21 protein-coding genes, 1 other RNA gene and 2 pseudogenes are annotated in these 25,178 nt (G+C 71.5%); 11 read left to right on the top strand and 13 right to left on the bottom strand.

Features of this window, described 5'->3' with window-relative positions:
- Positions 1 to 46 precede the first annotated feature (46 nt).
- The gene (locus ACIBK3_RS03310; protein WP_399361348.1) at positions 47 to 1,981 is read left to right on the top strand and encodes an ArnT family glycosyltransferase; all 1,935 of its coding nucleotides are present in this window, start codon (positions 47 to 49) and stop codon (positions 1,979 to 1,981) included.
- A gap of 186 nt (positions 1,982 to 2,167) precedes the next feature.
- Here the strand turns inward: ACIBK3_RS03310 and ACIBK3_RS03315 are convergent, their stop codons facing one another.
- Positions 2,168 to 3,193 (bottom strand): hypothetical protein, encoded by a 1,026-nt coding sequence (locus tag ACIBK3_RS03315; protein ID WP_399361350.1) that lies wholly within the window; start codon positions 3,191 to 3,193, stop codon positions 2,168 to 2,170.
- A 285-nt stretch (positions 3,194 to 3,478) separates the two neighbouring features.
- Here ACIBK3_RS03315 and ACIBK3_RS03320 point away from each other — a divergent pair, with 285 nt between their 5' ends.
- The 4 genes from ACIBK3_RS03320 to ACIBK3_RS03335 are packed head-to-tail and all read left to right on the top strand — an operon-like array spanning position 3,479 to position 8,839.
- Positions 3,479 to 5,644, top strand: coding sequence for a HAMP domain-containing protein (locus ACIBK3_RS03320; protein ID WP_399361352.1), 2,166 nt, complete (start codon positions 3,479 to 3,481; stop codon positions 5,642 to 5,644).
- A gap of 7 nt (positions 5,645 to 5,651) precedes the next feature.
- Entirely contained in the window at positions 5,652 to 7,277 is a 1,626-nt protein-coding gene (gene pgsB / locus ACIBK3_RS03325; RefSeq protein WP_399361354.1) for a poly-gamma-glutamate synthase PgsB, read from the top strand.
- Positions 7,274 to 7,756 (top strand): poly-gamma-glutamate biosynthesis protein PgsC/CapC, encoded by a 483-nt coding sequence (locus ACIBK3_RS03330; protein WP_398657609.1) that lies wholly within the window; start codon positions 7,274 to 7,276, stop codon positions 7,754 to 7,756. Before pgsB ends, ACIBK3_RS03330 begins: the two co-directional genes overlap by 4 nt.
- Before the next feature lie 21 nt (positions 7,757 to 7,777).
- Positions 7,778 to 8,839: an NlpC/P60 family protein gene (locus ACIBK3_RS03335; protein WP_399361356.1), complete on the top strand. Its 1,062-nt coding sequence runs from the start codon at positions 7,778 to 7,780 to the stop codon at positions 8,837 to 8,839.
- 183 nt (positions 8,840 to 9,022) lie between these two features.
- Here ACIBK3_RS03335 and rnpB read toward each other — a convergent pair.
- From rnpB to ACIBK3_RS03355, 4 genes and pseudogenes are all read right to left on the bottom strand, one after another.
- Positions 9,023 to 9,440: RNase P RNA component class A (gene rnpB / locus ACIBK3_RS03340), an RNA gene on the bottom strand.
- A 160-nt stretch (positions 9,441 to 9,600) separates the two neighbouring features.
- A pseudogene (locus tag ACIBK3_RS03345) lies at positions 9,601 to 10,395 on the bottom strand (DMT family transporter); the annotation flags it as partial.
- A 10-nt stretch (positions 10,396 to 10,405) separates the two neighbouring features.
- Positions 10,406 to 11,260 (bottom strand): AraC family ligand binding domain-containing protein, encoded by an 855-nt coding sequence (locus tag ACIBK3_RS03350; protein ID WP_399361358.1) that lies wholly within the window; start codon positions 11,258 to 11,260, stop codon positions 10,406 to 10,408.
- A 52-nt stretch (positions 11,261 to 11,312) separates the two neighbouring features.
- Positions 11,313 to 11,891, bottom strand: a complete 579-nt coding sequence (locus tag ACIBK3_RS03355; protein ID WP_399361360.1) for a Uma2 family endonuclease — start codon at positions 11,889 to 11,891, stop codon at positions 11,313 to 11,315.
- Between the two features lie 241 nt (positions 11,892 to 12,132).
- On the opposite strand from ACIBK3_RS03355, the gene yaaA reads away from it, so the two are divergent.
- Both yaaA and eda read left to right on the top strand, forming a co-directional pair.
- Positions 12,133 to 12,933, top strand: coding sequence for a peroxide stress protein YaaA (gene yaaA, locus ACIBK3_RS03360; RefSeq protein ID WP_399361362.1), 801 nt, complete (start codon positions 12,133 to 12,135; stop codon positions 12,931 to 12,933).
- A 62-nt stretch (positions 12,934 to 12,995) separates the two neighbouring features.
- Positions 12,996 to 13,679, top strand: a complete 684-nt coding sequence (gene eda / locus ACIBK3_RS03365; RefSeq protein WP_399361364.1) for a bifunctional 4-hydroxy-2-oxoglutarate aldolase/2-dehydro-3-deoxy-phosphogluconate aldolase — start codon at positions 12,996 to 12,998, stop codon at positions 13,677 to 13,679.
- 74 nt (positions 13,680 to 13,753) lie between these two features.
- Here eda and ACIBK3_RS03370 read toward each other — a convergent pair whose 3' ends face one another.
- From ACIBK3_RS03370 to ACIBK3_RS03380, 3 genes are read right to left on the bottom strand one after another with little or no spacing between them, the layout of a single operon-like run.
- Positions 13,754 to 15,043 carry a bifunctional RNase H/acid phosphatase gene (locus ACIBK3_RS03370; protein ID WP_399361366.1) on the bottom strand — a complete coding sequence of 430 codons (1,290 nt, stop codon included), beginning with the start codon at positions 15,041 to 15,043 and terminating at the stop codon, positions 13,754 to 13,756.
- Between the two features lie 18 nt (positions 15,044 to 15,061).
- Positions 15,062 to 15,805, bottom strand: a complete 744-nt coding sequence (locus ACIBK3_RS03375) for a zinc ribbon domain-containing protein (protein WP_399362097.1) — start codon at positions 15,803 to 15,805, stop codon at positions 15,062 to 15,064.
- The gene (locus ACIBK3_RS03380) at positions 15,802 to 16,668 is read right to left on the bottom strand and encodes a Nif3-like dinuclear metal center hexameric protein (RefSeq protein ID WP_399361368.1); all 867 of its coding nucleotides are present in this window, start codon (positions 16,666 to 16,668) and stop codon (positions 15,802 to 15,804) included. Before ACIBK3_RS03380 ends, ACIBK3_RS03375 begins: the two co-directional genes overlap by 4 nt.
- Positions 16,669 to 16,944: 276 nt before the next feature.
- Between ACIBK3_RS03380 and ACIBK3_RS03385 the strand changes: the two genes are divergently transcribed.
- Together ACIBK3_RS03385 and ACIBK3_RS03390 are read left to right on the top strand one after the other, a co-directional pair.
- The gene (locus ACIBK3_RS03385; RefSeq protein WP_399361370.1) at positions 16,945 to 18,225 is read left to right on the top strand and encodes a hypothetical protein; all 1,281 of its coding nucleotides are present in this window, start codon (positions 16,945 to 16,947) and stop codon (positions 18,223 to 18,225) included.
- Positions 18,226 to 18,321: 96 nt separating this feature from the next.
- Positions 18,322 to 18,474 (top strand): hypothetical protein, encoded by a 153-nt coding sequence (locus ACIBK3_RS03390; RefSeq protein WP_399361372.1) that lies wholly within the window; start codon positions 18,322 to 18,324, stop codon positions 18,472 to 18,474.
- A gap of 66 nt (positions 18,475 to 18,540) precedes the next feature.
- On the opposite strand, the gene ACIBK3_RS03395 is transcribed toward ACIBK3_RS03390, so the two are convergent.
- From ACIBK3_RS03395 to ACIBK3_RS03405, 3 genes are read right to left on the bottom strand one after another with little or no spacing between them, the layout of a single operon-like run.
- Positions 18,541 to 19,527 (bottom strand): 3-oxoacyl-ACP reductase, encoded by a 987-nt coding sequence (locus ACIBK3_RS03395; protein ID WP_399361373.1) that lies wholly within the window; start codon positions 19,525 to 19,527, stop codon positions 18,541 to 18,543.
- An 8-nt stretch (positions 19,528 to 19,535) separates the two neighbouring features.
- Positions 19,536 to 20,612: a Zn-dependent alcohol dehydrogenase gene (locus ACIBK3_RS03400; RefSeq protein WP_399361375.1), complete on the bottom strand. Its 1,077-nt coding sequence runs from the start codon at positions 20,610 to 20,612 to the stop codon at positions 19,536 to 19,538.
- A gap of 41 nt (positions 20,613 to 20,653) precedes the next feature.
- Positions 20,654 to 21,511, bottom strand: coding sequence for a MaoC/PaaZ C-terminal domain-containing protein (locus ACIBK3_RS03405; protein WP_399361377.1), 858 nt, complete (start codon positions 21,509 to 21,511; stop codon positions 20,654 to 20,656).
- 213 nt (positions 21,512 to 21,724) lie between these two features.
- On the opposite strand from ACIBK3_RS03405, the pseudogene ACIBK3_RS03410 reads away from it, so the two are divergent.
- Positions 21,725 to 21,982, top strand: a pseudogene (locus ACIBK3_RS03410) (response regulator transcription factor); the annotation flags it as partial.
- Positions 21,983 to 22,106: 124 nt separating this feature from the next.
- Here the strand turns inward: ACIBK3_RS03410 and ACIBK3_RS03415 are convergent.
- Positions 22,107 to 22,424, bottom strand: coding sequence for a hypothetical protein (locus tag ACIBK3_RS03415; RefSeq protein ID WP_399361379.1), 318 nt, complete (start codon positions 22,422 to 22,424; stop codon positions 22,107 to 22,109).
- A 95-nt stretch (positions 22,425 to 22,519) separates the two neighbouring features.
- Between ACIBK3_RS03415 and ACIBK3_RS03420 the strand changes: the two genes are divergently transcribed.
- Complete coding sequence (locus tag ACIBK3_RS03420; RefSeq protein WP_399361381.1) at positions 22,520 to 23,383, top strand: LysR family transcriptional regulator; 864 nt, start codon at positions 22,520 to 22,522, stop codon at positions 23,381 to 23,383.
- Positions 23,384 to 23,692: 309 nt separating this feature from the next.
- On the opposite strand, the gene ACIBK3_RS03425 is transcribed toward ACIBK3_RS03420, so the two are convergent.
- Positions 23,693 to 25,123, bottom strand: a complete 1,431-nt coding sequence (locus ACIBK3_RS03425; protein ID WP_399361383.1) for an MFS transporter — start codon at positions 25,121 to 25,123, stop codon at positions 23,693 to 23,695.
- Positions 25,124 to 25,178: the final 55 nt, after the last annotated feature.

Genomic DNA, 25,178 nt, shown 5'->3' on the forward strand with positions numbered 1-25,178 from the left:
TGTGCGCCGCCGCTTCACCTGACCTGCTGATCCGAGGACCACTGCCATGACCGCCATCCCCGCCGTCCAGCCCGCCGTAGAGCAGCGAGGCCGCCGGGCGGCGAACCGCCGCGGCGACCGGCCGGAAGACGTCCCGCGCTGGGAACGCCCGGCGCTCGCCGCGGTGCTGGCCGTGGCCACGGCGCTGTACTCCTGGGGCATCGGGCACGCCGCGCTCCACCCCTTCTACGGTGCGGCGATACGGTCGATGGCCGACAGTTGGCGTGCGTTCGTCTTCGGCGGGCTCGACGCCGCTGGTTCGATCAGCATCGACAAGCTGCCCGGCGCCTTCTGGCCCGACGCCATCTCCGTCTGGCTCTTCGGCCCGCACACCTGGGCAGCCGCGCTCCCGCAGGTCGTCGAGGGCGTGCTCACCGTATGGCTGTTGCACCGGATCGTACGGGCCTGGGCCGGCCCGTTCGCCGCGCTGATCGCCGCGCTGGCGCTCACCCTCACCCCGGTCGCCGTGGCGCTCAACCGTGCCACCATCCCGGACACCGCGCTCACCCTGCTCCTGGTGGCGGCCGCCGGAGCGCTGCAGAAGGCGGTGCGCACCGAGCGGCTGCTGCCGCTGATCACCTGCGGGGTCTGGGTCGGGCTCGCCTTCCAGGCGAAGATGCTGCAGGCGTGGCTGGTGTTGCCGGTCTTCGCCGCCGTGTACCAACTCGTCGCACCCGGCAGGCCGTTGCAGCGCGCTCTGCGCGTCCTGGCGGGCGGGGCGGTCACGCTGGCGGTCTCCTGCTCCTGGATGCTGATGGCCTGGGCGACACCGGCCGCCGACCGCCCGTACCTGGACGGAACGTCCGACAACAATCCGTTCGCTCTGGTCTTCGGCTACAACGGCCTGAGCCGTTTCAGCAGCGATCCGACCGCGTTCGGCGCCGTTGCGGGCACCGCCGCCAGCCGCACCACCGGCAACACCGGCTGGGACATGCTTGTCAACGACACGGTGGGCCCGCAGGTCGCCTGGTTGCTGCCGCTCGCCGTGCTCGCCGCGGTCCTGGGCGTCGTCTGGCGCGCCGGGCTGCCGCGAACCGACCTGCCGCGCGCGGGATTTGTGATGTGGGGTGGCTGGCTTGCCGTGCACGCCCTGGTGTTCAGCGCCTCCAACGGAAACCACGCCTACTACACGGCCGTCATCGCCCCGGCGCTCGCCGCGCTGACCGGCGGCGGCCTCGACCTCTTCCGCTCGGAGTATGAGGCGAAGTACAAGTCGGAGCCGGAGGCGGAGCACGAGGCAGCCGGCCGACGGCACATGGCGCTGCCGGCGGCGATCACGCTGACGTCGGCGTGGGCGCTGGTGCTCGACTGGCCGACCCGGTTCGTCTCCTGGCTGCTGCCCGTCGCCGTGATGCTCGCGCTGTGCGGCGTGGTGGGCCTGTCAAGCCGCGGGCCGCGCACCTCCCCGCGGATGATCCGTGCCGCCCTCGCCGCCGGGATCGCGGCCACCCTGGTGGTGCCGGCCGGCTGGGCAGTCTCCAGCCTCGACCCGCTCTACGCGGGCGCCGCCACCTCACCGATGACCGGTCCGGTCGGCAAGTCGTACAACGAGCATCCCCATCACGCTCCGCGAAGGAGAGGGCTTGACCGGCCCAGCTCCCGCGACACCGCCCTGCTCACCTACCTCACCACGCACCGCCACGGCGAGAAGTACCTGCTCGCCACCCAGGCCGCCTACACCGCCGAGCCTCTCCTGCGCGCGAAGTCCGAGCCCATACTCGTCATGGGAGGCTTCACCGGCAGCACCCCCTTCCCTACCGCCCAGCAACTCGGGACACTCATCACCGCCCACCAGCTTCGCTACGCGCTGCTCACCACCCAGCGCCCCACCACTCCCGCCACCACCTGGGTGAAGTCCCACTGCACCCGCGTCCGGCCCGCCGCCTACGGCCGCCGGAACGATGGCAGCTTCGCCCTCTACGACTGCACCCCCCAGAGGTGAGGCGCCGCCTGCGCCAGCGATCGCGGTCTGCGGCGGCCAGTAGATACGGCTCTTCCCAGACTTTCGCCGGCCGATCATGCAGCCGTCCTGGATCTGGAAGTTGTCGTCAAAGACGGAGTCGCGGCGGTGCGCCTGGCCCCGTCAACGACATTGCTGCGTCAACACCCGTCAGCCAACTGCGGCTCTTCATGGAGTCAGGGGCGCACGGGAGCTGCGCCCCGGCGCCCGGTGCCCTCCTCCTGCCGCCCACCGCGTGATGACCGAGTGGATGGCGGCCGCCGCGTCCGAGAGGCGCCGGTCGTCGGTGCGGACGGAGTGGGCGAACTCGATGTGCAGGAACGGCACGTGCTCGGCGGCGGCCTCTCGGCCCTGGACGTTCTCGTGCCCCTCCAGTGCGGCACAGGAGCGGGCCCAGGCCCGGCAGACCTCGAAGTTCCGCATCCGCAGCGCGTCGGCGAGACGGCGTCCGTCGGTGCGGCCGGACTGCCCCGTGCCGGTGGAGGCGATGACGTCGTAGCCGGGGGCCGAGTCGTCCGCGAAGCCATGGAGCTGGATGCCGGGAAGGCCCCGCGCTGCCAGCTCGTCGCAGACGGCGTCGAAGACGGAGTCGCGGCGGTGCGCCATGTCCGCGGTGTCGCCCACGCCGGCCCTGCGGTGCGCGCCCGCGAGCACGAGCACCCCGCCGGGTGAGCCCAGCAGCACCCGCGCGCCGAGCCGTTCGGTGTCGGTGTCGGCCACCGGATGCGGCACCTGCACCGACCAGCGGACCGGGCTGGACAGGTCGACGTAGACGCGGCCCCAGCCGCGCGGGGTGGGGTTCTGCTCCGTGCGGTCGGACAGCTCCGCGTACCGGCGTCCCGTCGTGGAGTCGGTGATCGTACGCAATTGGAAGTCGATGCCGGAGAGCGCCGAGGCGGCCCGGTCGGGATGCCCGTCGAGAACCAGGCCCACGGCGTCGGCGACGGCGAGCCGTTCCGAGCGGCGCGGCATTCGGTAGCCGGTGTGCTCGTCGAACCCCGCGGTGAAGTCCGTGATCCGCCGTTCGAGGTGTACGCCCGCGGGGGCGCCGGCGCGGGTCGGGTCCGCGCTCCGGCCTGCCGCGGAACGCTGGTTCGCCCGGCCGACACCGTAGGCGGCGAGCCCGGCGACGAGAACGCCGAGGGCCACGATCGCCGCGGCGGCACTGATCGACTTCGCTCGGTTCGTCTTCATCGCGGCACCCAAGATAGCCATACGCCGACCGGGGGGACACCACAGAAGGCGGTCGCTCCCTATACCCGCGGATGGCAGAACGCAGTCGTGTTTTCTCACTTTCCTTTCAATCTGTGCAACCCTTTGTGTCCTTGATGTATCTGATGAGATCGGGTCGCACTCTCGTGCGTTCCGGGGCGCTGCATGCCTTCTGGGGCATTTGCGCCTCAGCCATCGCAGGAGAGGGGTACCCCGTTGGCCGCTTCGCGTCCGAAGCGGCGGCACAAGGTCCGCCGAAGGGCCGACATGTCGCTACTGGGTGGAATACGTCCACCTATAGCGGTCTTGTCGGTTCTACTCCTTACCCTAGCTGGAATTACCGCCCTAACTTTGGGCAAACCGGACAATGCTCTTGTGCCGAAGGCTGTTCTGACCTCGCAGCAGTACGTCGCCGAGGACGGGGCCATCGCGCTGCGCGCTTCGCTCGACGAGTCGGTCGGTGACCTGACCGGCACGGCCACGCTGTTCAGCGATGGACAGCCCGTGTCCGCCGACACCGTGCTGGACAAGGTCGGCGACGTCTACGAGAAGTGGCGGGGCACCGCCGTCATCGAGATCAAGTCGGGCAACCTGCTCGCCGCCCGCGGCGAGAACGTCCCGCTCACCGCGATCGACCGCAGCAAGCTCTCGGCCAAGGACGGCCTGGCCCCTCGCATGGTGCGCCTGGAGAACGGCCAGACCCGTCTGGTCATCCTCGCCCTGCTGTCCTGGAAGGGCCAGCCGCAGCAACTCCTGGTCGCCTCCAGCAGCCTGACCTTCCCCGGGGTGAGCCTGGCCGGGGGACGCGCCATCGGCGTCGTCGACTCCGCGGGGCATGTGCTCAGCAGCCACGGCGCCCTCGACGGCAAGCGGGCCCGGGCACAGCTCGCGTCCTTCGCCGGTGTCGCCGCCAAGAAGGCGAAGCAGAACCCCCTCACCGCCAAGAAGCCCGGCGAGGGCGGCTACACCGGCGTCAGCGGCCATCTGACCGGCGACGCCACCAAGAACGTACGCACCATCGGGGGATACGCCTCGCTCGCCGCACCCGCGGCGGGCGAGTCCACCGTGGCCAGCGGTCTCGGCCTCACCGTCGTCACCCAGGTCGACGTCACCGAACACGCCTCCCAGCTCACCCGCCCCGCCTTCGGACTCGCCGCCGCCGGCGCCCTGTTGCTGATCGGCGCGCTCACGGTCATGGTCCTGCTCGGCACCGTGCAGCGCCCGCTGATCCGGCTGTTCCTGGAAAGCCGCCGCCTCACCCGCGGCGATCTGGCCCGCCCGGTGACCGTGCCCAGGGCCGGTGAGGCCGCCCGGGTCGGGGCCGCCCTGGAGCGGCTGCGCCTGCAACTGCGGGGCGCCCCAGCCGACACGGAGGGCCCGGCGGTCCGCAGGGGCCTCGGCGGCCGCGCGCTGCTCGCGATCTGCGCCGTCCTGCTCCTCGTCTGGTCGGTGCCGCTGATGCTCGTGCTGAACCGTGCCGACAGCTCCGTACGCGTACCCAACCAGATCGTCAAGGACCAGAAGGCGCGCACCGCCACCCTCAGCGACCGCGTGCGCCGGGCCCTCAACGAAGGCCACGCGGACCTGTCCGCGGTCGCCGCCCTGATCGGTGACCGCACCTCGGCCGACGACATGAGGACGGTCCTGGCGCGCACCCTGGAGGACCATCCGCGGTACCAGTCGCTCTACGTCCTCGGTGCCGACGGCGAGATTCTCGCCCAAGCCGGCGCCACACCCCACCACACGGCAGGCAAGGGCCCGTCCGACAAATCCCTGGAGGTGCGGGACGGCGGCAAGAAGCCTGTCGTCACCGCGACCGCCGAGGCGCCGGGGCGCGACGGAGCCGCCGTGGTCGGCGAGTTCCACATCGAGTATCTGAACGCGCTCCTCGGCCGCCAGGGCATGGGCGAGGTCCGGGTCCTCGACGGCAACGGCCGGGTCATCGGCGGCGACTCTGGATACCTCGCCTTCCAGAAGGCGCCCTCCTACGTCACCCCGCTGCTGGCCAAGAAGCAGGCCTACGCCACCGTCCAGCGCGGAAGCACGGTACGGGTCGCCGCCGTGGCGCCCTTCGCGGGCGGCGGCGAGGCCAAGTCCCTGCACTGGACGGTCGTCAGCTGGCAGCCCGTGTCCGGGCTCGCCATCCCTGAGTACAGCCTGCAGAACCGCACGGTCCTCGCCGGCCTGCTCGGCCTGACCGCGGCCGCCGCCTGCCTGGGCTGGCTGCACATCGTCGTCGTACGCCCGCTGCGTGAGCTGGCCCGCCAGGCCGAGAGACTCGCGGACGGCGACCGCAAGACAGTCCTCTACCCGCGCCATCACGACGAGGTCGGCGCCGTCGCCCGCAGCCTGGAACTCATCCGGCAGCACCTCCAGGACCAGCGCAGACGCGACGGCGGGACACGTACCCCGGCCGGAGTCGGAAGGAACTAGGACCAACGTGCTCTTCCTCTACACCGTGCTCGTGGTGTGCGGAGCCATCCTGCTGATCGCCGGAATCGTCGAACAGCGGCGGCACTTCGTGAACCTCGAGCACATACCCACCCGCGTCCTCGTCAACGGCATCCGCGGCAAGTCGTCCATCACGCGCCTGTGCGCGGGCGCCCTGCGCGGCGGCAACCTCACAACGGTCGCCAAGACGACCGGCACGGCGGCCCGGTTCATCCACCCCGACGCCACCGAGGAGCCGGTCTACCGCAAGTTCGGCATCGCCAACGTGGTCGAGCAGATCGGCATCGTGCGGCGCGCCGCCGCCTACCACCCGGACGCCCTCGTCATCGAGTGCATGGCGGTGATGCCGGCCCTCCAGGAGATCAACCAGTCCAAGTTGATCCGATCCACGATCGGCGTCCTGTGCAACGTCCGGGAGGACCACCTCGCCGAGATGGGCCCGACCCTGGACGACGTGGCCCGCTCGCTGTGCCGGTCCATGCCGGAGGGCGGCATCTGCGTCACCGCCGAGAAGGACCGCTTCGACATCCTCCAGGAGGAGGCGGACGCCCGGGACTGCAAGCTGATCTATGCCGACCCGGAGACGGTCAGCGACGAGGAGCTGCGCGGCTTCAGCTGGTTCACCTTCAAGGAGAACGTGGCGATCGCGCTCAAGGTCGCCGAACTCCTGGGCGTGGAGCGGGAGACGGCGTTGCAGGGCATGTACGACGCCCCGCCGGACCCCGGGGTCCTCTCCGTGGAGCGCTACCTCACCCACGACGACAAGAAGCTGCGCTTCGCCAACGTCTTCGCCGCGAACGACCCCGAGTCGACGCTGATGAACATCAACCAGCTGCTCGACCTCGGCGCCATCCACCGCCCGCTGAACGTCGTCATCAACTGCCGCCCCGACCGCGTCGAGCGCAACGGTCAGATGGGTGAGATCATCCCCGAGCTCGACCCCGAGCAGGTCTTCGTGATCGGCCACCCGGCCAAGTCCGCCATCGACGCGATCCCGGCCGCCTACCGCGACCGTGCCGTCGATCTCGGCGGCGACCGGCGCGACCCCGAGGAGTTCATGGAGCTGCTCCTCGGCCGCCTGGGCCCCGACACCTCACTCGTCGCCATCGGCAACATCCACGGTCAGGGCGAACTGCTCCTTGAGCACCTCGCCGAACTCCCCGCGGACGAGAGCCCCGACGACGTGGCGGAGCAACCTGCCGCGCGGGCGCCCGCCGAGCACGTGGAGACGATGCAGCTCTACGCCCCACACCTCGACCCGTACCAGCGCTATCCGGAGGCGTACGAAACGCGGTACGCGCCGCACACAGGCACCCCCGTCCACGCGCCGACGCAGCACAACGCCGGGCAGCCTCACCCCCAGGAGCCGTACGCCGAGCACCGGCCGCAGCAGTCCGAGGGCGCCCGCGAGCCCTGGCCCACAGCCGTTCAGACGCCCGTCGCCGCGCCGCACGAGTACCGCGAACAGCCACACCACCCCGGACAGCAACACCACAACGAACAGCCGCACCACCCGGAACAGCCGCAGCCCCGCGGCCTGTTCGAGCCCCGTCTTCCGCCGGCGTTCCCCGCCGACGACTCTCAGTGGCAGAACCCAGGAGAGCAGCACCGTTGATCCCCTCCGTCCTCACCCCAGAGATCGCCGCGATCGGCATCGCCATCGGGCTGCTCTTCTCCCTGGTCTGCTATCTGACGACCAATCTGTCGCCCGGCGGTATGATCACCCCGGGCTGGCTGGCGCTGACCCTCGTGGAGGATCTGCAGCGTGCGGCCATGGTGGTCGGCGTGACCGTTCTGACGTATGTCGGCACCCTGCTGATGCAGAAGTTCGTGATCCTGTACGGCAAGCGGCTGTTCGCCGCGGTCGTGCTGCTCGGTGTGACACTCCAGGCCACGGTCATGATCGTGCTGTCTCTCGAGTTCCCGCTCATGTACGCGAACCAGACCCTCGGCTTCATCGTGCCCGGTCTGATCGCCTACCAGCTGGTCCGCCAGCCCAAGGGCCCGACCCTGCTCGCCGTCGGATCGGTGACCCTCATGGCCTATGTCGTCCTCACCGCCGGAATCCTCCTCGGCGTCATGCCGTCCGCCTGAACCCACAAACGGAGCATTGACATGCCCCCCAAGAAGAAGCGCCCCGTACTGCACGCCGTGACCGTGGTCGCGCTGCTCGGCGCGAGCAGCTACCTCACTGTGGAGCTGAGGAAGGACGAGCAAGCCAAGTCGCCGTCGGTGGCATCCGTCATCGACGAGCCGAGCCTGGAGTCCAGCAACGGCCAGCAGGGCGGCAAACAGACCTGGGAGCGTCTGAAGAACCCCGAGCGCACCGTGCTGCGCGGCGCGAAGGGCCAGGTCCTCGCGACCTTCACCGACGGCGCCCGCACCGCGACCCTGCGCGGCCCGTCCCGCACCTTCAGCGAGCCCAGCGAAACCACCATGAAGGTGGTGACCGAGGACTGGGTGCGGCTGATGCCCGAACCATGGACCAAGGGCGCCGAGAAGGAACAGTGGTTCAAGGACTGGTTCAAGAAGTACTACGGGAGCCAGGAGGACGACATTTTCGCCTTCGCGACCCAGTATCTGCCGGGCGCGCCGGTGAAGAAAGACTCCGAGGGCGTCCAGTACACGGGACGCGCGTACTACGGGCCGCTCAAGCCGGACGGCGCGGACCGCTACGAACAGACAGACTTCTACGACTACCTCAACATCCCGTACACCTTCCGGGACGGCACCACGAAGTACCCGCAGCAGGACCGGCTGCGGTCCGTGGACTGCTCCGGCTACCTACGCTTGGTCTACGGCTACCGCGCCCGCTATCCGCTGATGGCCACGAACACCTCCGGTGACGGTCTGCCGCGCACCGCCGACGCCATGGCCCGCTCCAAGGCCGGCGTCGACGTCATCAAGCTCCAGGGCCCCAGTCCCTGGTACACCCGCCCGAAGAACATCGACGTCCTCCAGCCCGGTGATCTGCTGTTCTTCAAGATGGACCACCGCACCGGCAACCACATGGACCACTCCGCCATCTACCTGGGCCTGGACACCGAGGGCCACCGGGTCTTCATCTCCAGCCGCAAAGAGCAGAACGGACCCACGATCGGCGACAAGGGAGGCGTCTCCCGCCTCGACGGCAACGGCTTCTACGCGCAGCTGTTCCGCAGCGCCAAGCGGCTCTGACCCGGCAGGGGCAATCGACGCCGAGGTACGCGCCCCTTGGGGAGTGTTGCCCCGCTTTGCGCTTCGACCGCCGCCGAGGCACTCCGGCGGCTGTTCGAGCACTGCCCGGACCCGCACCGAATCCATGACCTGACGCGTCGGTTCGCCGCCATGCTCGACGCCCGCGACGGAAATATGAAGCGGCAGACGAGTCGGGCTGTACGCCGGGTTCTGTTCCCGGGGCTCCTCGCGGATTCCCCGGGCGACGGCCATCCATCTAGGACCGGCGTTGCCGCCGGCCTCGTGCGGTCTACCCGCGGACTCGGGCGGGCAGCCCTCGAACGTCCGCGCAGAGCCGCACTTCTTTCGAAGCGGCGGCTCCTTTTGACCTTGCTCCGGGTGGGGTTTACCTAGCTGCCCAGGTCACCCTGGGCACTGGTGGTCTCTTACACCACCGTTTCACCCTTACCGAGGACCGAGGTCCCCGGCGGTCTGTTTTCTGTGGCACTGTCCCGCGGGTCACCCCGGGTGGCCGTTAGCCATCACCCTGCCCTGTGGAGCCCGGACGTTCCTCGGGAAGCCCCCGGTCAAGGAGACTCCACGCGGCCGTCCGCCCGGCTCGTCTGCCGTGTCGACCATGGTACCGGGCGGGTGGGGCGGTCAGGTTCCGTGGGCGATGTGGGGAAGGTGGGTGACGTGGGCGGCGTGGGTGACGTTGCCAGCGTCGCAAGGACCGAGCCCGCAAGGATCAGGGTGAAGGCCATGACCACGGTCGCCGTCAGGGGCTCGTCCAGGAAGATCGCCCCCGCCGCCACCGCTACCGCGGGGTTGACGTACGTGAAGACCGTCGCGCGGGTCGGGCCCACCTCCCTGATCAGCTCCAGGAAGGCCACGAAGGCGAGGGCCGTGCACACCACGCCCAGGACAGCCAGCGCTGCCAGGACTTCGGTGGACGGGAGGGTGGAGGGGCGGGTCGCCATCGCCGCGGGGGCGTAGACCAGCGCCGCCAGGGCCAGGCAGGTCGTGGTGAGGTGCAGGGACGGGACCTCCCTCAGGTATCGCGTCGCGATCAAGGGGGCGGTCGCGTAGCCCAGAACCGTTGCCAGTACTTCCGCCAGGGAGCGGGCGTCGCCGCCGGTCAGGTGGGGGATCGTGAGGACCGCTACGCCGGCCAGGCCCAGGGCCAGGCCCGTCGCGCGCCTCGCCCCCAGTCGCTCCGTGTCTCCGAAGAGGCGGGCCAGGAGGACGCCGACTATCGGTACGCCCGCGATCAGCAGGCCCGCCGTGGAGCTGGACAGGTGGCGTTCCGCGTCCGTGAGGGTGAACCAGGGGCCGATGATCTCGATGCAGGCGAAGGCCAGCATCGGGCGCCAATGGGACCGAACGGCGGCGGGCAGGCCGCCCTGCCGGATCGCGAAGGGCAGGAGCAGCGCGGCGCCCAGCGCGCAGCGCGTGAACACCACCACGGACGGGGACAGCGGGGCGTCCACCGCCATCTTGATCATGAGGTAGGGGATGCCCCAGACGACTCCCATCAGGGAGAACAGAAACCAGCCGCGTGCAGTCATGCGGCCCATGCTCGCCAGCTCAGCGGCGCCCGTCTTGAACGCTGTTGCGAACGCTGTTGCGAACGCTGTTGCGGTACGCCGCCGGCGTCACCCCCAGTACCCGGCGGAACCAGCGGGTCAGGTGGGCCTGGTCGGCGAAGCCCACCAGGGCGGCGACCTCGGCCGGTTTCAGGCCCGACTCCAGGAGGCCGCGGGCCCGGTTCACCCGGTGTTGGGCCAGCCAGGCGTACGGGGGTATCCCCATCGTCGTACGGAAGGCGCGCAGGAGTTGGTAGCGGGACAGGCCCAGGTCGGCGGCGAGGACGGCGAGGGAGGGTGGTGTCAGGAGGTCGTCGGCGAGGCGGTCGCGTACGGCGTGGGCGATGTGGGCGGTACCCGGCACGGTGTCGTTCGCCGCGCGGGACGTGGAGTGGCGGCGGGCCAGAGCCGTGAGCAGCCAGGGGAGGCGGGACTCCGCCTCCAAGGGGTCCGGGCACGCGCTGAGTTCGGCGTGGGCGCGGCTGAGGGCCGTGGCCAGTTCGGGGTCGTCGACGAGGGGTTCGCGGAAGTGCGGGATGTCGCCGCCGAGGGTGCCGTCCGCGAGGAGGGAGGGTGCGGGGTACAGGGCTCGGTAGGCGTAGCCGTCGGACGCGGCGGGGCCGCCGGTGTGCATCTCGCCGGGGTCGAGTACGACGATGGAGCCGGGGCTGGGGCGGAGGTGGCCGCCCCGGTAGGCGATGACCTCGGAGCCGTCGACGCACACGCCGATGCTGAACTCCTCGTGCGCGTGGGAGGCGTAGACGTGCCGGTCGAAGCGGGCGGTGAGGAGGTCGAGAGGCGGTCCGCAGTGGCCGAGGCGGGCCCTGGTCCATCGGGCCTGTTCCTGTGTGGTCACTTTCACTGCTTGAACCCCCGTACCGCACCCCGTGTCGCCACCGCCCAGGGGATCAGAGGAAGTCCGTCGTGTCCAGGTCGAAGGCGAAAGGCTCGGGGAGAGCGAGCTGCTTGCCGAAGGGGAGGGTGCAGAGCTGACGGTAGTCGTCGTTCTCCGGGTCGCTGAACAGGGTGGTCGACGAGGCCTCGCGGTCGACGAGCAGGTAGAGCGGGATGCCGCCGCGGGCGTAGCAGCGGCGTTTGGCCTCGCGGTCGGCTTTGGGCCTGGTGGACGTCACTTCGAGAACCATGGCAACGCCGTCGCAGGGCATCCAGGAATCGGCGCCTCGGTAGAGCCGCAACGCTCTGGGGGCGAAGGTGCCGTCCGGGATCACGTGATCCTTCGGGCAGCCGCCACCGCTCTTCAGTTTCAGTCCCTTGTTCCCGGAGAACTGCATGTCGGTTCGGGATCGCCTGTACACCTGGTTCACGATCAGCTCGATGTAGTCCTCGTGATCCCCGTCCGGCGGCGGCGTCACAACGATCTCCCCCTCGATCAGCTCCGCCCGGAATCCCTCCGGGGTGTCCAGGGCGAGGAAGCCCTCCAGCAGGACTTCCGCCTGTGTGAGCGGCTCATGGGCCATGGCAGTCATGTCACGCCCCTCCTTCGGTCGCTCGCCGGACTGGGACATCGGAAGATCACCTGTCCAAGGGATCGGGAACCGTTCCCTCGATCGTGGCACAGCGGGACAGCCGTCGTCAGGGAGGCAAGCCGCTCGCTTGACCCTGCCGTCACGCGGGTTCGGCGGCGGGGCATACGGCGAGCGCGGCACCGGGGCGGCCCGGAGGCACGCCGTACGCTGTCCCGGAGCTCAACCGAAGGAGATCGATCCCGTGCTTGTCCTGCTGCCGCCCTCCGAAGGCAAGGCCTCCTCCGGCCGCGGCGCCCCGTTGAAGCTGGAGTCGCTGTCGCTGCCGGGGCTGACCGAGGCCCGCGCGGCCGTGCTCGACGAACTGGTCGAACTGTGCGCCGCCGACGAGGACAAGGCGCGCGAGGCGCTCGGGCTGAGCGAGGGACTGCGGGGCGAGGTCGCGAAGAACGCGGAGTTGCGGACGGCCGGCGCGCGGCCCGCCGGGGAGATCTACACGGGTGTGCTCTACGACGCCCTCGACCTGGCGTCCCTGGAGACCGCCGCGAAGCGGCGTGCCGCCCGGTCCCTGCTGGTCTTCTCGGGGCTGTGGGGCGCGGTCCGGGTCACGGACCGGATTCCCTCCTACCGCTGCTCGATGGGTGTGCGGTTGCCCGGGCTCGGCGCGCTGGGCGCGCACTGGCGTACGCCGCTCGCGTCGGCGTTGCCCGAGGCGGCGGGGAGCGGGCTGGTGCTGGACCTGCGGTCCTCGGCGTACGCGGCGGCGTGGAAGCCGAAGGGGGAGGTCGCCGGGCGGACGGCGACCGTGCGGGTGCTGCACGCGCCGACCCGGAAGGTCGTCAGCCACTTCAACAAGGCGACGAAGGGGAGGATCGTCCGCAGTCTGCTGTCCGCCGGGGCCGTTCCTAAGGGGCCGGCGGAACTGGTGGAGGCGTTGCGGGATCTCGGGTACGTCGTCGAGGTGGAGCCGCCGGTGAAGGTGGGGGCGGCCGGCAACGGGGGCACGGCGTGGACGCTGGACGTTCTGGTGAGTGAGATCCACTGAGGCTCGTTGCAAGTAACGCAACGGCCTTTGCGCACATTGCTGCTGCCGGGCACGATGAGGCCATGTCCGCCTCCGTGCCCTCCTCGCCATCGCCCGTACCCGGGCCCCGGCCCGTGCCTGCGCCCGTGTCCGTGCTGGACCTCGCGCCCGTCGTCCCCGTCGTGGTCGTACGGGACGCCGCCGACGCCGTACCGCTCGCCCGCGCGCTGGTCGCCGGCGGGCTGCCCGCGATCGAGGTGACGTTGCGGACGCCCGCCGCGCTCGACGCGGTCCGGGCGATCGTCGCCGAGGTGCCGGACGCCGTGGTCGGCGTGGGCACGGTGATCACGCCGGAGCAGGTGACCGAGGCGGTGGACGCCGGGGCGCGTTTTCTCGTCAGCCCGGGCTGGACGGACGTACTGCTCACCGCCATGCGGGAGTCGGGGGTGCCGTTCCTGCCGGGGGTGTCGACGACGTCCGAGGTGGTGGCGCTGCTGGAGCGCGGGGTGCGGGAGATGAAGTTCTTCCCGGCCGAGGCGGCGGGCGGTACGGCGTATCTGAAGTCGCTGGCCGGGCCGTTGCCGCAGGCGCGGTTCTGTCCGACGGGCGGGGTCGGGCCGGGGAACGCGCGGGAGTATCTGGCGTTGCCCAACGTCGGGTGTGTGGGCGGGACATGGATGCTTCCCGAGAGCGCGATCGAGGCGCGGGACTGGGGACGGGTCGAGGCGCTGGCGCGGGAGGCGGCGGGGCTGCGGGACGGGGCCTGATCAGGGGCCTGATCAGGGGCCCGATCAGGCCGGGTCCCGATCAGGGACAGGGTCGGGTCAGAGGCAGTCTCAGGTCAGTGGCGCAGGTGTGACGTGTCGTTCAGGAGCCGGACGCTCGCGTTGCCGTCGGCGTAGTACGCCACCACGGACAGCGAGGCCGCCGACAGTTCCATGCGGAACAGGGACTCGGGCGGGGCGCCCAGGGCGAGCCGGACGAACGTCTTGATCGGCGTGACGTGGGTGACCAGCAGCACCGTACGGCCGGCGTGGGCCGCGACCAGTTTGTCCCGGGCGGCGGCGATCCGGGTGGCGGTCGCCACGAAGCTCTCACCGCCGCCGGTCGGTTCGGCGTTCGGGTCGGCCAGCCAGGTGGTGAGGTCGTCGGGGTAGCGCTCGCGCACCTCTGCGAAGGTCAGCCCTTCCCAGGCGCCGAAGTCGGTCTCGCGCAGCCCGTCGTCGATCGTGACGTCGAGTCCGAGCCGGGCGGCGACGATCCCGGCGGTCTCCCGGGTACGGGCGAGGGGCGAGGCGACGATGCCCTGTATGGTCCCCCGCCGGGCCAACGCCTCACCGGCCCGCTCGGCCTGTTCCCGCCCGACATCTGAGAGCGACGGATCGCTGCCCCCGCTCCCGGAGAACCGCTTCTGCGGCGTGAGCGGCGTCTCCCCGTGCCGCAGCAGCACGAAGGTCGCGGGCGGTCCCATGTCGGCGGGGGCCCAGCCGGGCGACGCCACGACCTTGGCGGCACGGACGTCGGCGTCGTCCTTGGCGGCACGGACGTCGGCTTCGGCGCCGGCCTGCGCGGCTCCCCCGCCGGACGCCGCCACGGCTCCGCCGGCCACGGGCTCCGCCGCATCCCGGGGAGACGAAGGTGCCGTAGGAGAAGGGGACACGGACGCCGGCGCCGCGTGCGCGTCCAGCTCAGCCGCAGACGCGGACGCAGACCACCGCTCCCCCCGCTTCCCCGCATCCATCGCCTCGTTGGCGAGCCGGTCCGCGTGCTTGTTCTGCTCCCGTGGGATCCACTCGTACGTCACCTGGGACGGCGGGAAGACGCGGGACGCCTCCATCGCCAGGGGTTTCATGTCCGGGTGTTTGATCTTCCAGCGGCCCGACATCTGCTCGATGACGAGCTTGGAGTCCATGCGGACATGGATACGGGCCGTCGGGTCGAGGGCGTGGGCGGCGCGCAGGCCGGCCAGGAGGCCGCGGTACTCGGCGACGTTGTTGGTGGCCGTGCCGATGTACTCGGCCGCCTCCGTCAGCGTCCGGCCGGTCGCCGCGTCCAGGACCACGGATCCGTAGCCCGCGGGTCCCGGGTTGCCCCGTGACCCGCCGTCGGCCTCGACGATGAACTCCCGCACCGAAAAGCTCCTGACGGCCTAGAGGCCGGACTCGGACGTGCGCACCAGGATCCGGCCGCAGTTCTCGCAGCGCACCACCGTGTCGCGCGCCGCCGCGCGGATCTCGTTGATGTCGGTGATCGCCAGCTCCTGGCGGCAGCCCTGGCAGGTGCGCTGGTACAGCTTGGCCGCGCCGACGCCGCCCTGCTGCTGGCGCAGCTTGTCGTAGAGCTTGAGCAGGTCCGCGGGGATCGAGCCGGCGATGACCTCGCGCTCCTTGGTCACCGTTGCCTCCTCGCCGTCCAGGGACTCGACGGCGGCGTCCCGGCGGGCGGTCGCGTCGTCGATCTTGGACTGGACGGAGGAGACCCGACCGGTCAGCTCGGCGACCCGTTCCTGCGCGGACTCGCGGCGCTCCATGACCTCCAGGACGACGTCCTCCAGGTCACCCTGCCGCTTGGCGAGGGAGGTGATCTCGCGCTGGAGGTTCTCCAGGTCCTTGGGGGAGGTGACCGCGCCGGAGTCCAGGCGCTGCTGGTCGCGGACGGCACGCTGACGCACCTGGTCGACGTCCTGCTCCGCCTTGGTCTGCTCGCGGGCGGTGTCGCTCTCCTCGGTCTGCGCGGCCACGAGCAGGTCGCGCAGCTGGGTGAGGTCCTTGGTCAGCGACTCGATCTCGGCGTGCTCGGGCAGCGACCGGCGCTTGTGCGCGAGCTGCTGGAGTCGGACGTCGAGGTCCTGGACGTCGAGAAGGCGGATCTGGTCGGCGGGCTCGGCGTTCAGTTGGGGGCTCCCAGTGGGTCAAAGGTGGTGGCGGACGCCGCGTGGGCGGTCCAGGGGTCGGTGACCGTCTTCGAGACGTGGACCCTGAGGTCCCATCCCTCCCGGTCGGAGATCTCGTCGAGCTGGGCGGCGGCCAGCTCGCACCAGGGCCACTCGGTGGCCCAGTGGGCGGCGTCGATCAGCGCGAGGGAACTGTGCGCCACGGCCGCCATGAACTCCGCGGCGGGGTGGTGGCGCAGGTCCGCCGTGAGGAAGGCGTCGACGCCGGCCGCGCGGACCTGGTCGAAGAGGCTGTCGCCGGAGCCGCCGCTGACGGCGACCGTGCGGACGGTGGCCTCCGGGTCGCCGGCCACGCGGATGCCCTGCGCGGTCGCGGGCAGCCGTTCGGCGGCGCGGGCGGCGAAGTCCCGCAGCGGCAGCGGGTGGTCCAGCTCGCAGACCCGGCCCAGGCCCCGGCGGCCGGCCGGATCGGTCGGGTCCGGCACCAGGGGGCGTACGACACGCAGGTCGAGCGCGCCCGCGAGGGCGTCGGAGACTCCCGGGTCGGCGGTGTCCGCGTTGGTGTGGGCGACGTGCAGCGCGATGTCGTTCTTGATCAGGGTGTGCACCACGCGGCCCTTGGATGTGGAGGCCGCGACCGTCGTCGTACCGCGCAGATAGAGGGGGTGGTGGGTGACCAGCAGGTCGGCGCCCAGCTTGACCGCCTCGTCCACGGTCTCCCGGACCGGGTCGACGGCGAACAGGACCCGCGTGACCTCCTGGTCCGGGTCGCCCACGACGGTGCCGACCGCGTCCCAGGACTCGGCCCGCTCGGCGGGCCACAGGTTCTCCAGCGCGGTGATGACTTCAGACAGACGGGGCACGTGGCTAGGCTACCTGGCCGTTCTCCCCCGCTGCACCGGTGTCGCGCCGGTCGTATCGCCTCGCTCTGTCTCTTACCGCATCGTTCCGTCGCGTTCCCCCTCGTTACATATCGTTACGTCTCGTTCCGTCTTCTTCCGTCTGGTTCCGCCCAGCACACTCGCCCCGGAATCCTCAGGCGAATCGTTCCTGGGCCATCCCTTTGTGTGAAGTGCCAGTCAGTCGGGCCCCCGCCCGTGCGTGCGATAACTACCTTCGTCGCCGGAGGTGACCGAACGATGACGGCCTGTGCGATCGAGTCCACCGCGGCGGGCGACGACGGACGGACCCCGCGGCCAGGGTGCGCGATCACCGTCGACGGCTCCTACGCCGCCCGCCTCGCCCGCCGCGGCGACTGCCTTTTCCCGGAGCGCTGGACCCTGGACGGCCCCGAGCCGTACGCGGTGCCGCTGCCCGGCAACCAGCCGGAGGAGCCCGGCACCGAGGTCCAGCCGATGGGCGACGGTCGGGTGCTCATCCGGCGGCCGGCGGCCGGACGGCACATCTTCTCGCTCCTCTACCCGACCGGCCCGGACACCGGTGAGCTGCCGCTGGGCGCGGTCGAGTGCCCGGACGAGGGCACCCGGCTGCGGCTGCTGCCGCCCGCGCCGGGCGGCGAGAAGGCGTACGCCCTCGCCGTCGGCCGGCGTTCCAGCGCGGTGTGGCAGGTGGCGGGCGGCGCCTTCGGGCCGGAGCACCTCGCGGAGATCCCGGGCCGCTGCTCGGGCGGGGTGTGGCTGGACGCCACGGGGCGGATGCTGGCGCTGGACCGGGAGGCCGGGGGCCGGACGAAGACGGTCGTGGTGGATCTGGGGCGCGCCGGTGAGGTCTCGCCGCTGCTGCAGATCGCGGCGGACAGCGACGACCGGCTGCTGCTCGCCGACCCGGACAGCGGACTGCTGCTGATCCGCTCGGACGCGCCCTCCCCGGGGCGGGACCGGCTCGGCTGGGGCGTGCTCGGCAGCACGCTGCCGGTGCGCTTCCCGGACTGCCTGCGGGTGGACGGCTGCACGGTCACACCGTTCGCGATCCAGCCGGGGCAGATCCTGACGCCGGAGCACTGCGCGGTGGCCCTGCGGATCGACGGTGCGCTGGGCGGCTGGGTCGGGGTGTGGCGGCCCGTGGCCCGGCAGATCCATCATCTTCCGGCGCCCGAGGGGTGGTTGGCGGGGGCCGGCCGCTGGACCGTGGACGGGGTGCTCCACCTGCCGTACGCCACGGCGGAGGCGCCGTGCGCGGTGGCCCGGGTGCCGGCACCTTCGGAGGGGACGGAGGAGACCGGGGAGACGGAGGAGACGGGGAGAACAGAGCGAACAGGGGGCGTGGGGAGCGCGGGCGCGGGGGGCCGTGGCCCGGAGGATCCGGTCGAAGCCGAAGGGGACGGTACGGCCGTACCGGGGGCGCCGGGGAGTTGCTCCCCGGAGTCGGGCGAACCGTCACCACAGGACCCTCCGGACGCGGCGGCGCCCCGCCCTGTGCCCTTGCAGCAGGCGCCGCTGGGACGTCTTGTAACGAACTAGTGCCGGTTGGCGTGGCCGCCTGGATTCGGCCCGTGGGGTGCCGGTTAAACTCGCCCGGCTGTAAGAAAGATCATGTTGACGGGGTGAATTATTCCGATGAGCGACGCCAGCACGAACCAGCCGACTGCCGACGTCCAGGAGTCCACGGGACACGGCAAGCACCGGGGTCCGGTCTCGGACCACGACGGCGAGAGGGCGGCCCGCGGCCGTCACCGCAAGCCGGTCGAGCAGGCCGAGTCGGGGGCCTGAACGACATGCGGCCCCGCCCCTCGACCGAGGGGCGGGGCCGCCTTGCGTCCGCACCCGTTCCTGCGTCTACTCCCGTTTCAGGCCCAGCACCTCGGCCGCCGCGAAGGTCTCGCCGTCCGGGCGTTCCGCGTAGTGCGGGGTGAGCAGCGCGTCCAGTTCGTCGTACGTGAAGGTGTCCTGCTTGCTGTCGAACTTCGCTGACACGCGCGGCCGTTCGACGAGTGCGACCATGCCGCCGTGGACGACGAGCAGCTGTCCGTTGACGCGGGCGGCGGCGGGTGAGGCCAAGTAGCCGACGAGCGGGGCGACATGCTCGGGGGCGAGCGGGTCGAGTCCCTTCTCGGGGCGTTCGAAGCCGGCGAAGACGTCCTCGGTCATCCGGGTGCGGGCGCGTGGGCAGATGGCGTTGGCCGTGACGCCGTACTTTGCGAGCGCGAGGGCGGTGGAGGTGGTGAGGCCGACGATGCCGCCCTTCGCCGCCGCATAGTTGGGCTGTCCTGCCGATCCGGCGAGGAACGCCTCCGAGGAGGTGTTCACGATCCGGCCGTACACCGGACCGCCGCTCGCCTTGGACCGCTCCCGCCAGTGCGCGGCGGCGAAGTGGGTGGTGTTGAAGTGGCCCTTGAGGTGGACCCGGATCACCGCGTCCCACTCCTGCTCGGTCATGGAGAAGACCATGCGGTCACGCAGGATGCCCGCGTTGTTGACCAGGATGTCCAGCTTGCCGAACTCCGCGACCGCCAACCCGGCCAGTTCTGCGGCCTGTTGGAAGTCGGCGACGTCACCGGTGTGGGCGAGGGCCGTGCCGCCCGCGGCGCGGATCTCGGCGGCGACCTGTTCGGCGGGCGCGGCGGAGGCCTCGCCCGAGCCGTCCCGGCCGGGCTGCCCGTAGTCGTTGACGACGACGGCGGCGCCGAGCCGGGCCAGTTCCAGCGCCTCGGCCCGGCCGAGCCCGCGTCCGGCGCCGGTGACGATCGCGGAGAGTCCCGCCAGGGGCAGCGACGGCGGCATATCGGACTTCCGGTCCGACATACCGGGCTTCAGATCCGACATGCCGGGCCTCAGATCTCGATGCACGTACGCAGGGACGCCCCCGTACGCATGTGGTCGAGGGCCTCGTTGACCTCGGCCAGCGGGACCCGGTGGGTGATCAGGCCGGCCAGGTCGACGCGACCCGCCCTCCACAGGGCGATGGTCCGCTCGTAGGAGCGCAGCACGTCGCCGCCGCCGTACATGGACGGCAGGATCCGCTTCTCGTCGAAGAACAGCTCGAACATGTTGAGCTGGAGGAAGTCGTCCATGGCGCCCGCGCCGACCACGACGAGGGTGCCGCCGCGCCGGGTGTTGTCGTACGCCGTGCGGGCGGTGGCCGACTTGCCGACGACCTCGAAGACGTAGTCGAAGCCCTCGCCGGCGGTGACCTGCTGCTTGGCGTCGGGCAGTTCGTCCGGGGAGACGGCCCTGGTGGCGCCGAACGTGAGGGCGGCCTCGCGGCGTGCGGCGACCGGGTCGACGGCGACGATCTCGGCGGCGCCCTTGAGCCGTGCCCCCTGGATGGCGGAGATGCCGACCCCGCCGCAGCCGATCACGGCGACCGACGAACCGGCTTGAACGTCCGCGGTGTTGAGCGCGGCGCCCAGCCCGGTCGTCACCCCGCAGCCGATGAGGGCGGCGATGTCGAAGGGCACGTCGTCGGGGATCGGCACCGCGCATCCGGCGTCGACGACGACCTCCTCGGTGAAGGTGCCGGTGCCCGCGAAGCCGAAGAGGTCGCCTCCGGGGCGCTTGAAGTTGGGGGTGCCCGCGTTCATGAAGCCGGCCAGGCACAGTTCGGTCTGGCCGCGCTTGCAGGCGGGACACGCTCCGCAGGCGGGCAGCCAGCACACGACCACCCGGTCGCCGGCCTTCAAGTGGCCGACGCCCTCGCCGACTTCGAGGATCTCCCCGGCGCCCTCGTGGCCGGGCACGAAGGGGGCCGGCTGGGGCAGGACGCCGTTCATCGCGGACAGGTCCGAGTGGCACAGTCCGGTGGCCCGTACCCGGATCCGTACCTTGCCGGGGCCGAAGCCCACCGCCTCGACGTCGTCGAGGACCTCCAGCTTGTCCTGGCCGATCTCGTGCAGTACGGCTGCGCGCATGGTGCGGCTCCCCTCGACGGTGGGCAGACAGAAGGACGTTCTCAGGAGTGTTCGACGACGGTGTCGGCGAGGACGGGCGCGTCGTCCCGCTCGACGGCGCTGACGGCGCACCTGACGGACTCCGGTGTGCGCCACATCCGGATCCGCAGGGTCTCGCCCGGGTACACGACCCCGGCGAACCGGGTGGCGTACGACCGCACCCGGTTCACGTCTCCCCCGAGCAGCGTGTCCACGACCGCCTTGAGCGTCATGCCGTAGGTGCACAGCCCGTGCAGGATGGGCCGCTCGAAACCGGCGAGCTTGGCGAACTCGGGGTCGGCGTGCAGCGGGTTCCAGTCGCCGGAGAGGCGGTAGAGCAGGGCCTGGTCCTCGCGGATCGGCCGTTCGACGGTCCGGTCGGGCTCGCCGGCGGGGGGTTCGAGGCGGACGGAGGGGCCGCGGTCGCCGCCCCAGCCGCCTTCTCCCCGTACGAAGATCTGGGCGTCGTTGGTCCACAGCGGACCGTCCGCGTCGGTGACCTCGGTGCGCATCACGAGGACGGCGGCCTTGCCCTTGTCGTACACGGCGGCGATGCGGGCGGTGGCGGTCGCCCGGCCCTCGACCGGGATCGGGCGGTGCACGGTGAGCGCCTGGCCGCCGTGCAGGACCTTGGCGAGGTCGACGTCGACGCCCGGCATGGACAGGCCGCCGATCACGCCCGGTGACCCGGCACCGGCGACGGTGGCGAAGCTCGGCAGGACGTGCAGGCGGGACTCCAGGGTGTAGCGCAGTTCGTCGGGGCCGGTGGCGGGGATGCCGGCGCCGATGCCGAGGTGGTAGAGCTGCACGTCCTTGTGGTCCCAGGCGATCTCGCCGGTCCGGGGGTCGGCCGCGAGGGCCAGCGCTGCGTCGATGGGCATGGGGCTCCTGACAGTGGCGGCGAAAGACCCCGGTGCGGCCGTCCGCACCGTCGGCCGCACCGAGGTCGTCACGGGCCGATCTAGAACGCGTTCCAGTCCGGCGCCCTCTGTATAGCCGAGCGGTCGCCACTTGTGAAGGCTCCTGACGGAGTGTCAGGTCGCCGGATGTCCGGGGCGCCGGCCGGTGGCGGGCGGCGCGGACGCGGTGGCGGCCGGCGCGTGCTGGGCGGCGAGACGGTGGTCGACCCGGCGCTGGCCGCGGCCGCCCTGAGCGCCGGCCCGAACCCACTGACCGCCCGCGAGTGCGACGTCCTCAAGGCCTCGGTGGACGGCGCGACGGTCGCCGACATCGCCGCCGAGCTGCACCTGTCCGAGTCCACCGTCCGCAACTACCTCTCCTCGGCCATCGGCAAGACGGGCACCCGCAACCGCATGGAGGCAATGCGGGAGGCCCGCCACCAGGGCTGGCTGCAGGTACGAACCGAGGACACCTCCCCGTACCCGGCCCCGCCGCGGGGGCGAGGTCCATGACCATGGCTGCCACCGTCCGCGTTCGGGTCGAACCGAGCTCGGCCCGTACCGTCGGGGTGCCGGGTCAGGCGAGGGGCTCGTGGTTGACCCAGATCGCCTTGTACGGACGGCGGGCCTGCCAGCTGCCGATGAACTCGCCGATACCGGGGAGGGCGAAGGCGGTGTTGAGGGCGTCCAGGTCGGTCAGGCCGAACTGGACGACGGCGGAAGCGACGGCCACCGGGGCGTGGTCGTCACCGGGGACGCGCAGGTGATGGCGGGCGGCGAAGGACTGGAAGGCGCCGGTGCCCATGGTCAGCTCCTCAAGTCCCTTCAGGTACTCGTCGAGCTCGTCCGAGGGAATCGGTTCGTCGAAAGCAACGATCATCGTGTGGTGAATCATGCCTCGATTGAACTGGTGGTTCTTCGTGAAGTCCAAGACCGGTTGATTCTGAATCCATTCCTTCAAGGAATGGCCGGGGCCAGTATTCTGGCGTCATGGCCGAGCTGGAGACCCGCGAGCTGGAGTACTTCGCCGCACTGGCCGAGGAACTGCATTTCGGCCGGGCGGCGCAGCGGCTGGGGATCGCGCAACCCGCCTTGTCCAAGGCGGTGCGGCGGCTGGAGGACCGGCTCGGGGTGGCGCTGGTGGAGCGCTCCAGTCGGCACGTCGCCCTCACCTCCGCCGGGGAGGCGCTGAAGTACCACGGTCGGCATGCGTTGCTCGCCGTCGGGGCGGCGGTCGAGAAGGCCCGTCGGGCGGGTGAGCGGGAGACCCGGCTGCGCTTGGTGATCAAGCCCGGCGGGGATGCGGACCTGCTGTCCGGCATCCTCGCCGCCTACTCTCGCCGGCCCGACGCCCGACAGGTGGACATCGTGTTCGGCGGGTCCACCGACCGCGCCGACCATGTGCGCGACGGCCGGGCGGACGTGGCGCTGTTGTACGTGCCGTTCGACGACCTGACCGGGCTGGATCACGAGACCCTGATGGTCGAGGGCCGGGTGGCGATCCTGCCGCCGGACCACCGGCTCGCCGGCCGCGGCAAGGTGACCCTCGCCGACCTGGCCCACGAGCCGCTGCCGCGCTGGAAGGGTGTCCGCGGCAACGGGGTGCCCGGTATCGAGCCCGCCGGGTTCGGTCCCGAGGTGGCCGACGGTGCCGAGCTGACGCACATGATCCTGTTGGGACGAGCGATCGCTGTGCTGCCGCGTTCGCTGGCCCGGCCACAGCATCCGGGGCTCGTTCACGTTCCGGTGGCCGACGCGCCGCGTAGTGCGCTGGTCCTCGCCTGGGGGCAGGAGGACCGGCGGCGACTGGTCGCGGACTTCGTCGCCTCCGCGGTGGAGGCGGCGCCGGGCTGAGCGCGCAACCGCCACTGCTCCGGCACTTCCTCCCCGTTCGACGGGACGCCGCCGACCGTCCAGCGGGCCCCTTTCCACTCTTGGCCGAGTCGGGCGTGCTCCCGGACCTTTCGGCGGGCGACGACGTGATCGGTTCAATGGCGGAGAGGTGCTTGACGCGGGCCATGGGCGGCCGTGCACGGACGCCGCGCAAGGCCCCCCGGCGCCTCACCCCGCCCCCACGCCCGCACACCGGCTGCGCCCTGGACAAGCGCCCCCAAGCGCCCTCCCCGGCAGCACCGACCGCGCTTTTCTGCGTGACCCGCCCCCTCAGCCCCTCGAAGCCCTCCGCGGCAGCGCGAGGAGCATCAGTACCAGCCCGCCCAGCAGCACCCCGGTGCCCACCCGGAACACCAGCGCGTAGCCGTCCGTGAGGGCTGCCGGGGTGTCGCTGTCCGCCGAACGTACCGCCGCGATGGTCGACATGACGGCGAGGCCCAGTGAACCGCCCATCGTCCGGGAGGTGTTGACGAGGCCGGAGACGAGGCCCGCCTCTCCCGGTGCCGCTCCGGACGTGGCGAGGGCGGCCAGCGGGGTGGTGGCGAGGCCCGCGCCGAGCATCATCAGGATGCCGGGGATCATGATCGCGGTGAGATAGGCCCCGTCGACCCGCAGCGTCGACTGCCAGGCGAAGCCGACGGCCGCCACCGCCGTCCCCAGGACCGCCACGGCACGCGCTCCGAGCGTCCTCATGAACCGGGGTGCGAGCTTCGACCCGAGGACCACGGCCAGCGAGCTCGGTACCAGGGCGAGTCCGGCGTCCAGCGGGGAGTAGCCGAGGACGTTCTGGGCGTACAGCGTCATGAAGAACCACATGCAGAACATGGCGGAGCCGCTGAGGAACATCGCCGCGTTCGCCGACCACACCGCCCGCACCCGCAGCAGCGGGAGCGGCATCAGGGGAGCCGCCGTACGGGACTCGACGGCGAGGAAGAGGACGATCAGCGCGAGGCCCGCCAGCAGCGGCACCACGGTCGCCACGGCCGCCCAGCCGGCCGCCTCGGTCTGCGAGATGCCGTACGCCAGGGTCGCGAGGCCGGCGGTCGCCAGCACCGCGCCGGGCAGGTCGAGGCGCCGGCCGTCCCCGGCGCGGCTCTCGGGCAGCCGGAGCATCGAGCCGACGAGGACGATCACGCCGATCGGCACGTTGATCAGCAGCACCCAGCGCCAGGACAGCACGTCCACCAGCGCTCCGCCGACCAGCCCGCCGGCCGCGCCGCCGCCCCCGCCGACGGCCGTCCAGGTCGCAATCGCGCGGGCGCGGGCCGGGCCCTCCGGTACGGCGGACGTGACGATCGTCAGCGTGGCGGGCGCGAGGACCGCCGCGCCCAGCCCCTGCACGGCCCGCGCCACCAGCAGCTGCCAGCTCTCCTGGGCGAGGCCGCCGCCCAGCGAGGCCAGCGTGAACAGGCCGAGGCCGACGAGGAACATCCGCTTGCGGCCGTAGAGGTCGCCGGCCCGTCCGCCGAGCAGCATGAACCCGGCGAACGCGATGGAGTACGCGTTCACCACCCACTGCAGGCCCTGCTCGCTCAGCCCCAGGTCGGCGCGCAGCGACGGCAGCGCCACATTGACGACGGACACGTCGAGCACGACCAGGAACTGCCCGGCACACGCGAGCACCACCAGCAGCCAGGCAGGGGGCGCCGTACGGGGGCGGGACGTACGGGTCACGTCAGCGGATTCGAGCATGACCGCCATGCTCTCAACGGACCCGCGCCCGCCGCATCGGCATTTCGGCCGTGCGGACCTCGGC

Source organism: Streptomyces sp. NPDC050287, from assembly GCF_044459385.1.
Taxonomy (GTDB): Bacteria; Actinomycetota; Actinomycetes; order Streptomycetales; family Streptomycetaceae; genus Streptomyces.

Bases quoted from the DNA above. Each gene is read 5' to 3' on its own strand.
- ACIBK3_RS03310 (WP_399361348.1), top strand. From the start codon at position 47: ATGACCGCCATCCCCGCCGTCCAGCCCGCCGTAGAGCAGCGAGGCCGC.
- ACIBK3_RS03315 (WP_399361350.1), bottom strand. From the start codon at position 3,193: ATGAAGACGAACCGAGCGAAGTCGATCAGTGCCGCCGCGGCGATCGTG.
- ACIBK3_RS03320 (WP_399361352.1), top strand. From the start codon at position 3,479: ATGTCGCTACTGGGTGGAATACGTCCACCTATAGCGGTCTTGTCGGTT.
- ACIBK3_RS03335 (WP_399361356.1), top strand. From the start codon at position 7,778: ATGCCCCCCAAGAAGAAGCGCCCCGTACTGCACGCCGTGACCGTGGTC.
- ACIBK3_RS03355 (WP_399361360.1), bottom strand. From the start codon at position 11,891: ATGACTGCCATGGCCCATGAGCCGCTCACACAGGCGGAAGTCCTGCTG.
- eda (WP_399361364.1), top strand. From the start codon at position 12,996: ATGTCCGCCTCCGTGCCCTCCTCGCCATCGCCCGTACCCGGGCCCCGG.
- ACIBK3_RS03385 (WP_399361370.1), top strand. From the start codon at position 16,945: ATGACGGCCTGTGCGATCGAGTCCACCGCGGCGGGCGACGACGGACGG.
- ACIBK3_RS03390 (WP_399361372.1), top strand. From the start codon at position 18,322: ATGAGCGACGCCAGCACGAACCAGCCGACTGCCGACGTCCAGGAGTCC.
- ACIBK3_RS03395 (WP_399361373.1), bottom strand. From the start codon at position 19,527: ATGTCGGATCTGAAGCCCGGTATGTCGGACCGGAAGTCCGATATGCCG.
- ACIBK3_RS03400 (WP_399361375.1), bottom strand. From the start codon at position 20,612: ATGCGCGCAGCCGTACTGCACGAGATCGGCCAGGACAAGCTGGAGGTC.
- ACIBK3_RS03405 (WP_399361377.1), bottom strand. From the start codon at position 21,511: ATGCCCATCGACGCAGCGCTGGCCCTCGCGGCCGACCCCCGGACCGGC.
- ACIBK3_RS03415 (WP_399361379.1), bottom strand. From the start codon at position 22,424: ATGATTCACCACACGATGATCGTTGCTTTCGACGAACCGATTCCCTCG.
- ACIBK3_RS03420 (WP_399361381.1), top strand. From the start codon at position 22,520: ATGGCCGAGCTGGAGACCCGCGAGCTGGAGTACTTCGCCGCACTGGCC.
- ACIBK3_RS03425 (WP_399361383.1), bottom strand. From the start codon at position 25,123: ATGGCGGTCATGCTCGAATCCGCTGACGTGACCCGTACGTCCCGCCCC.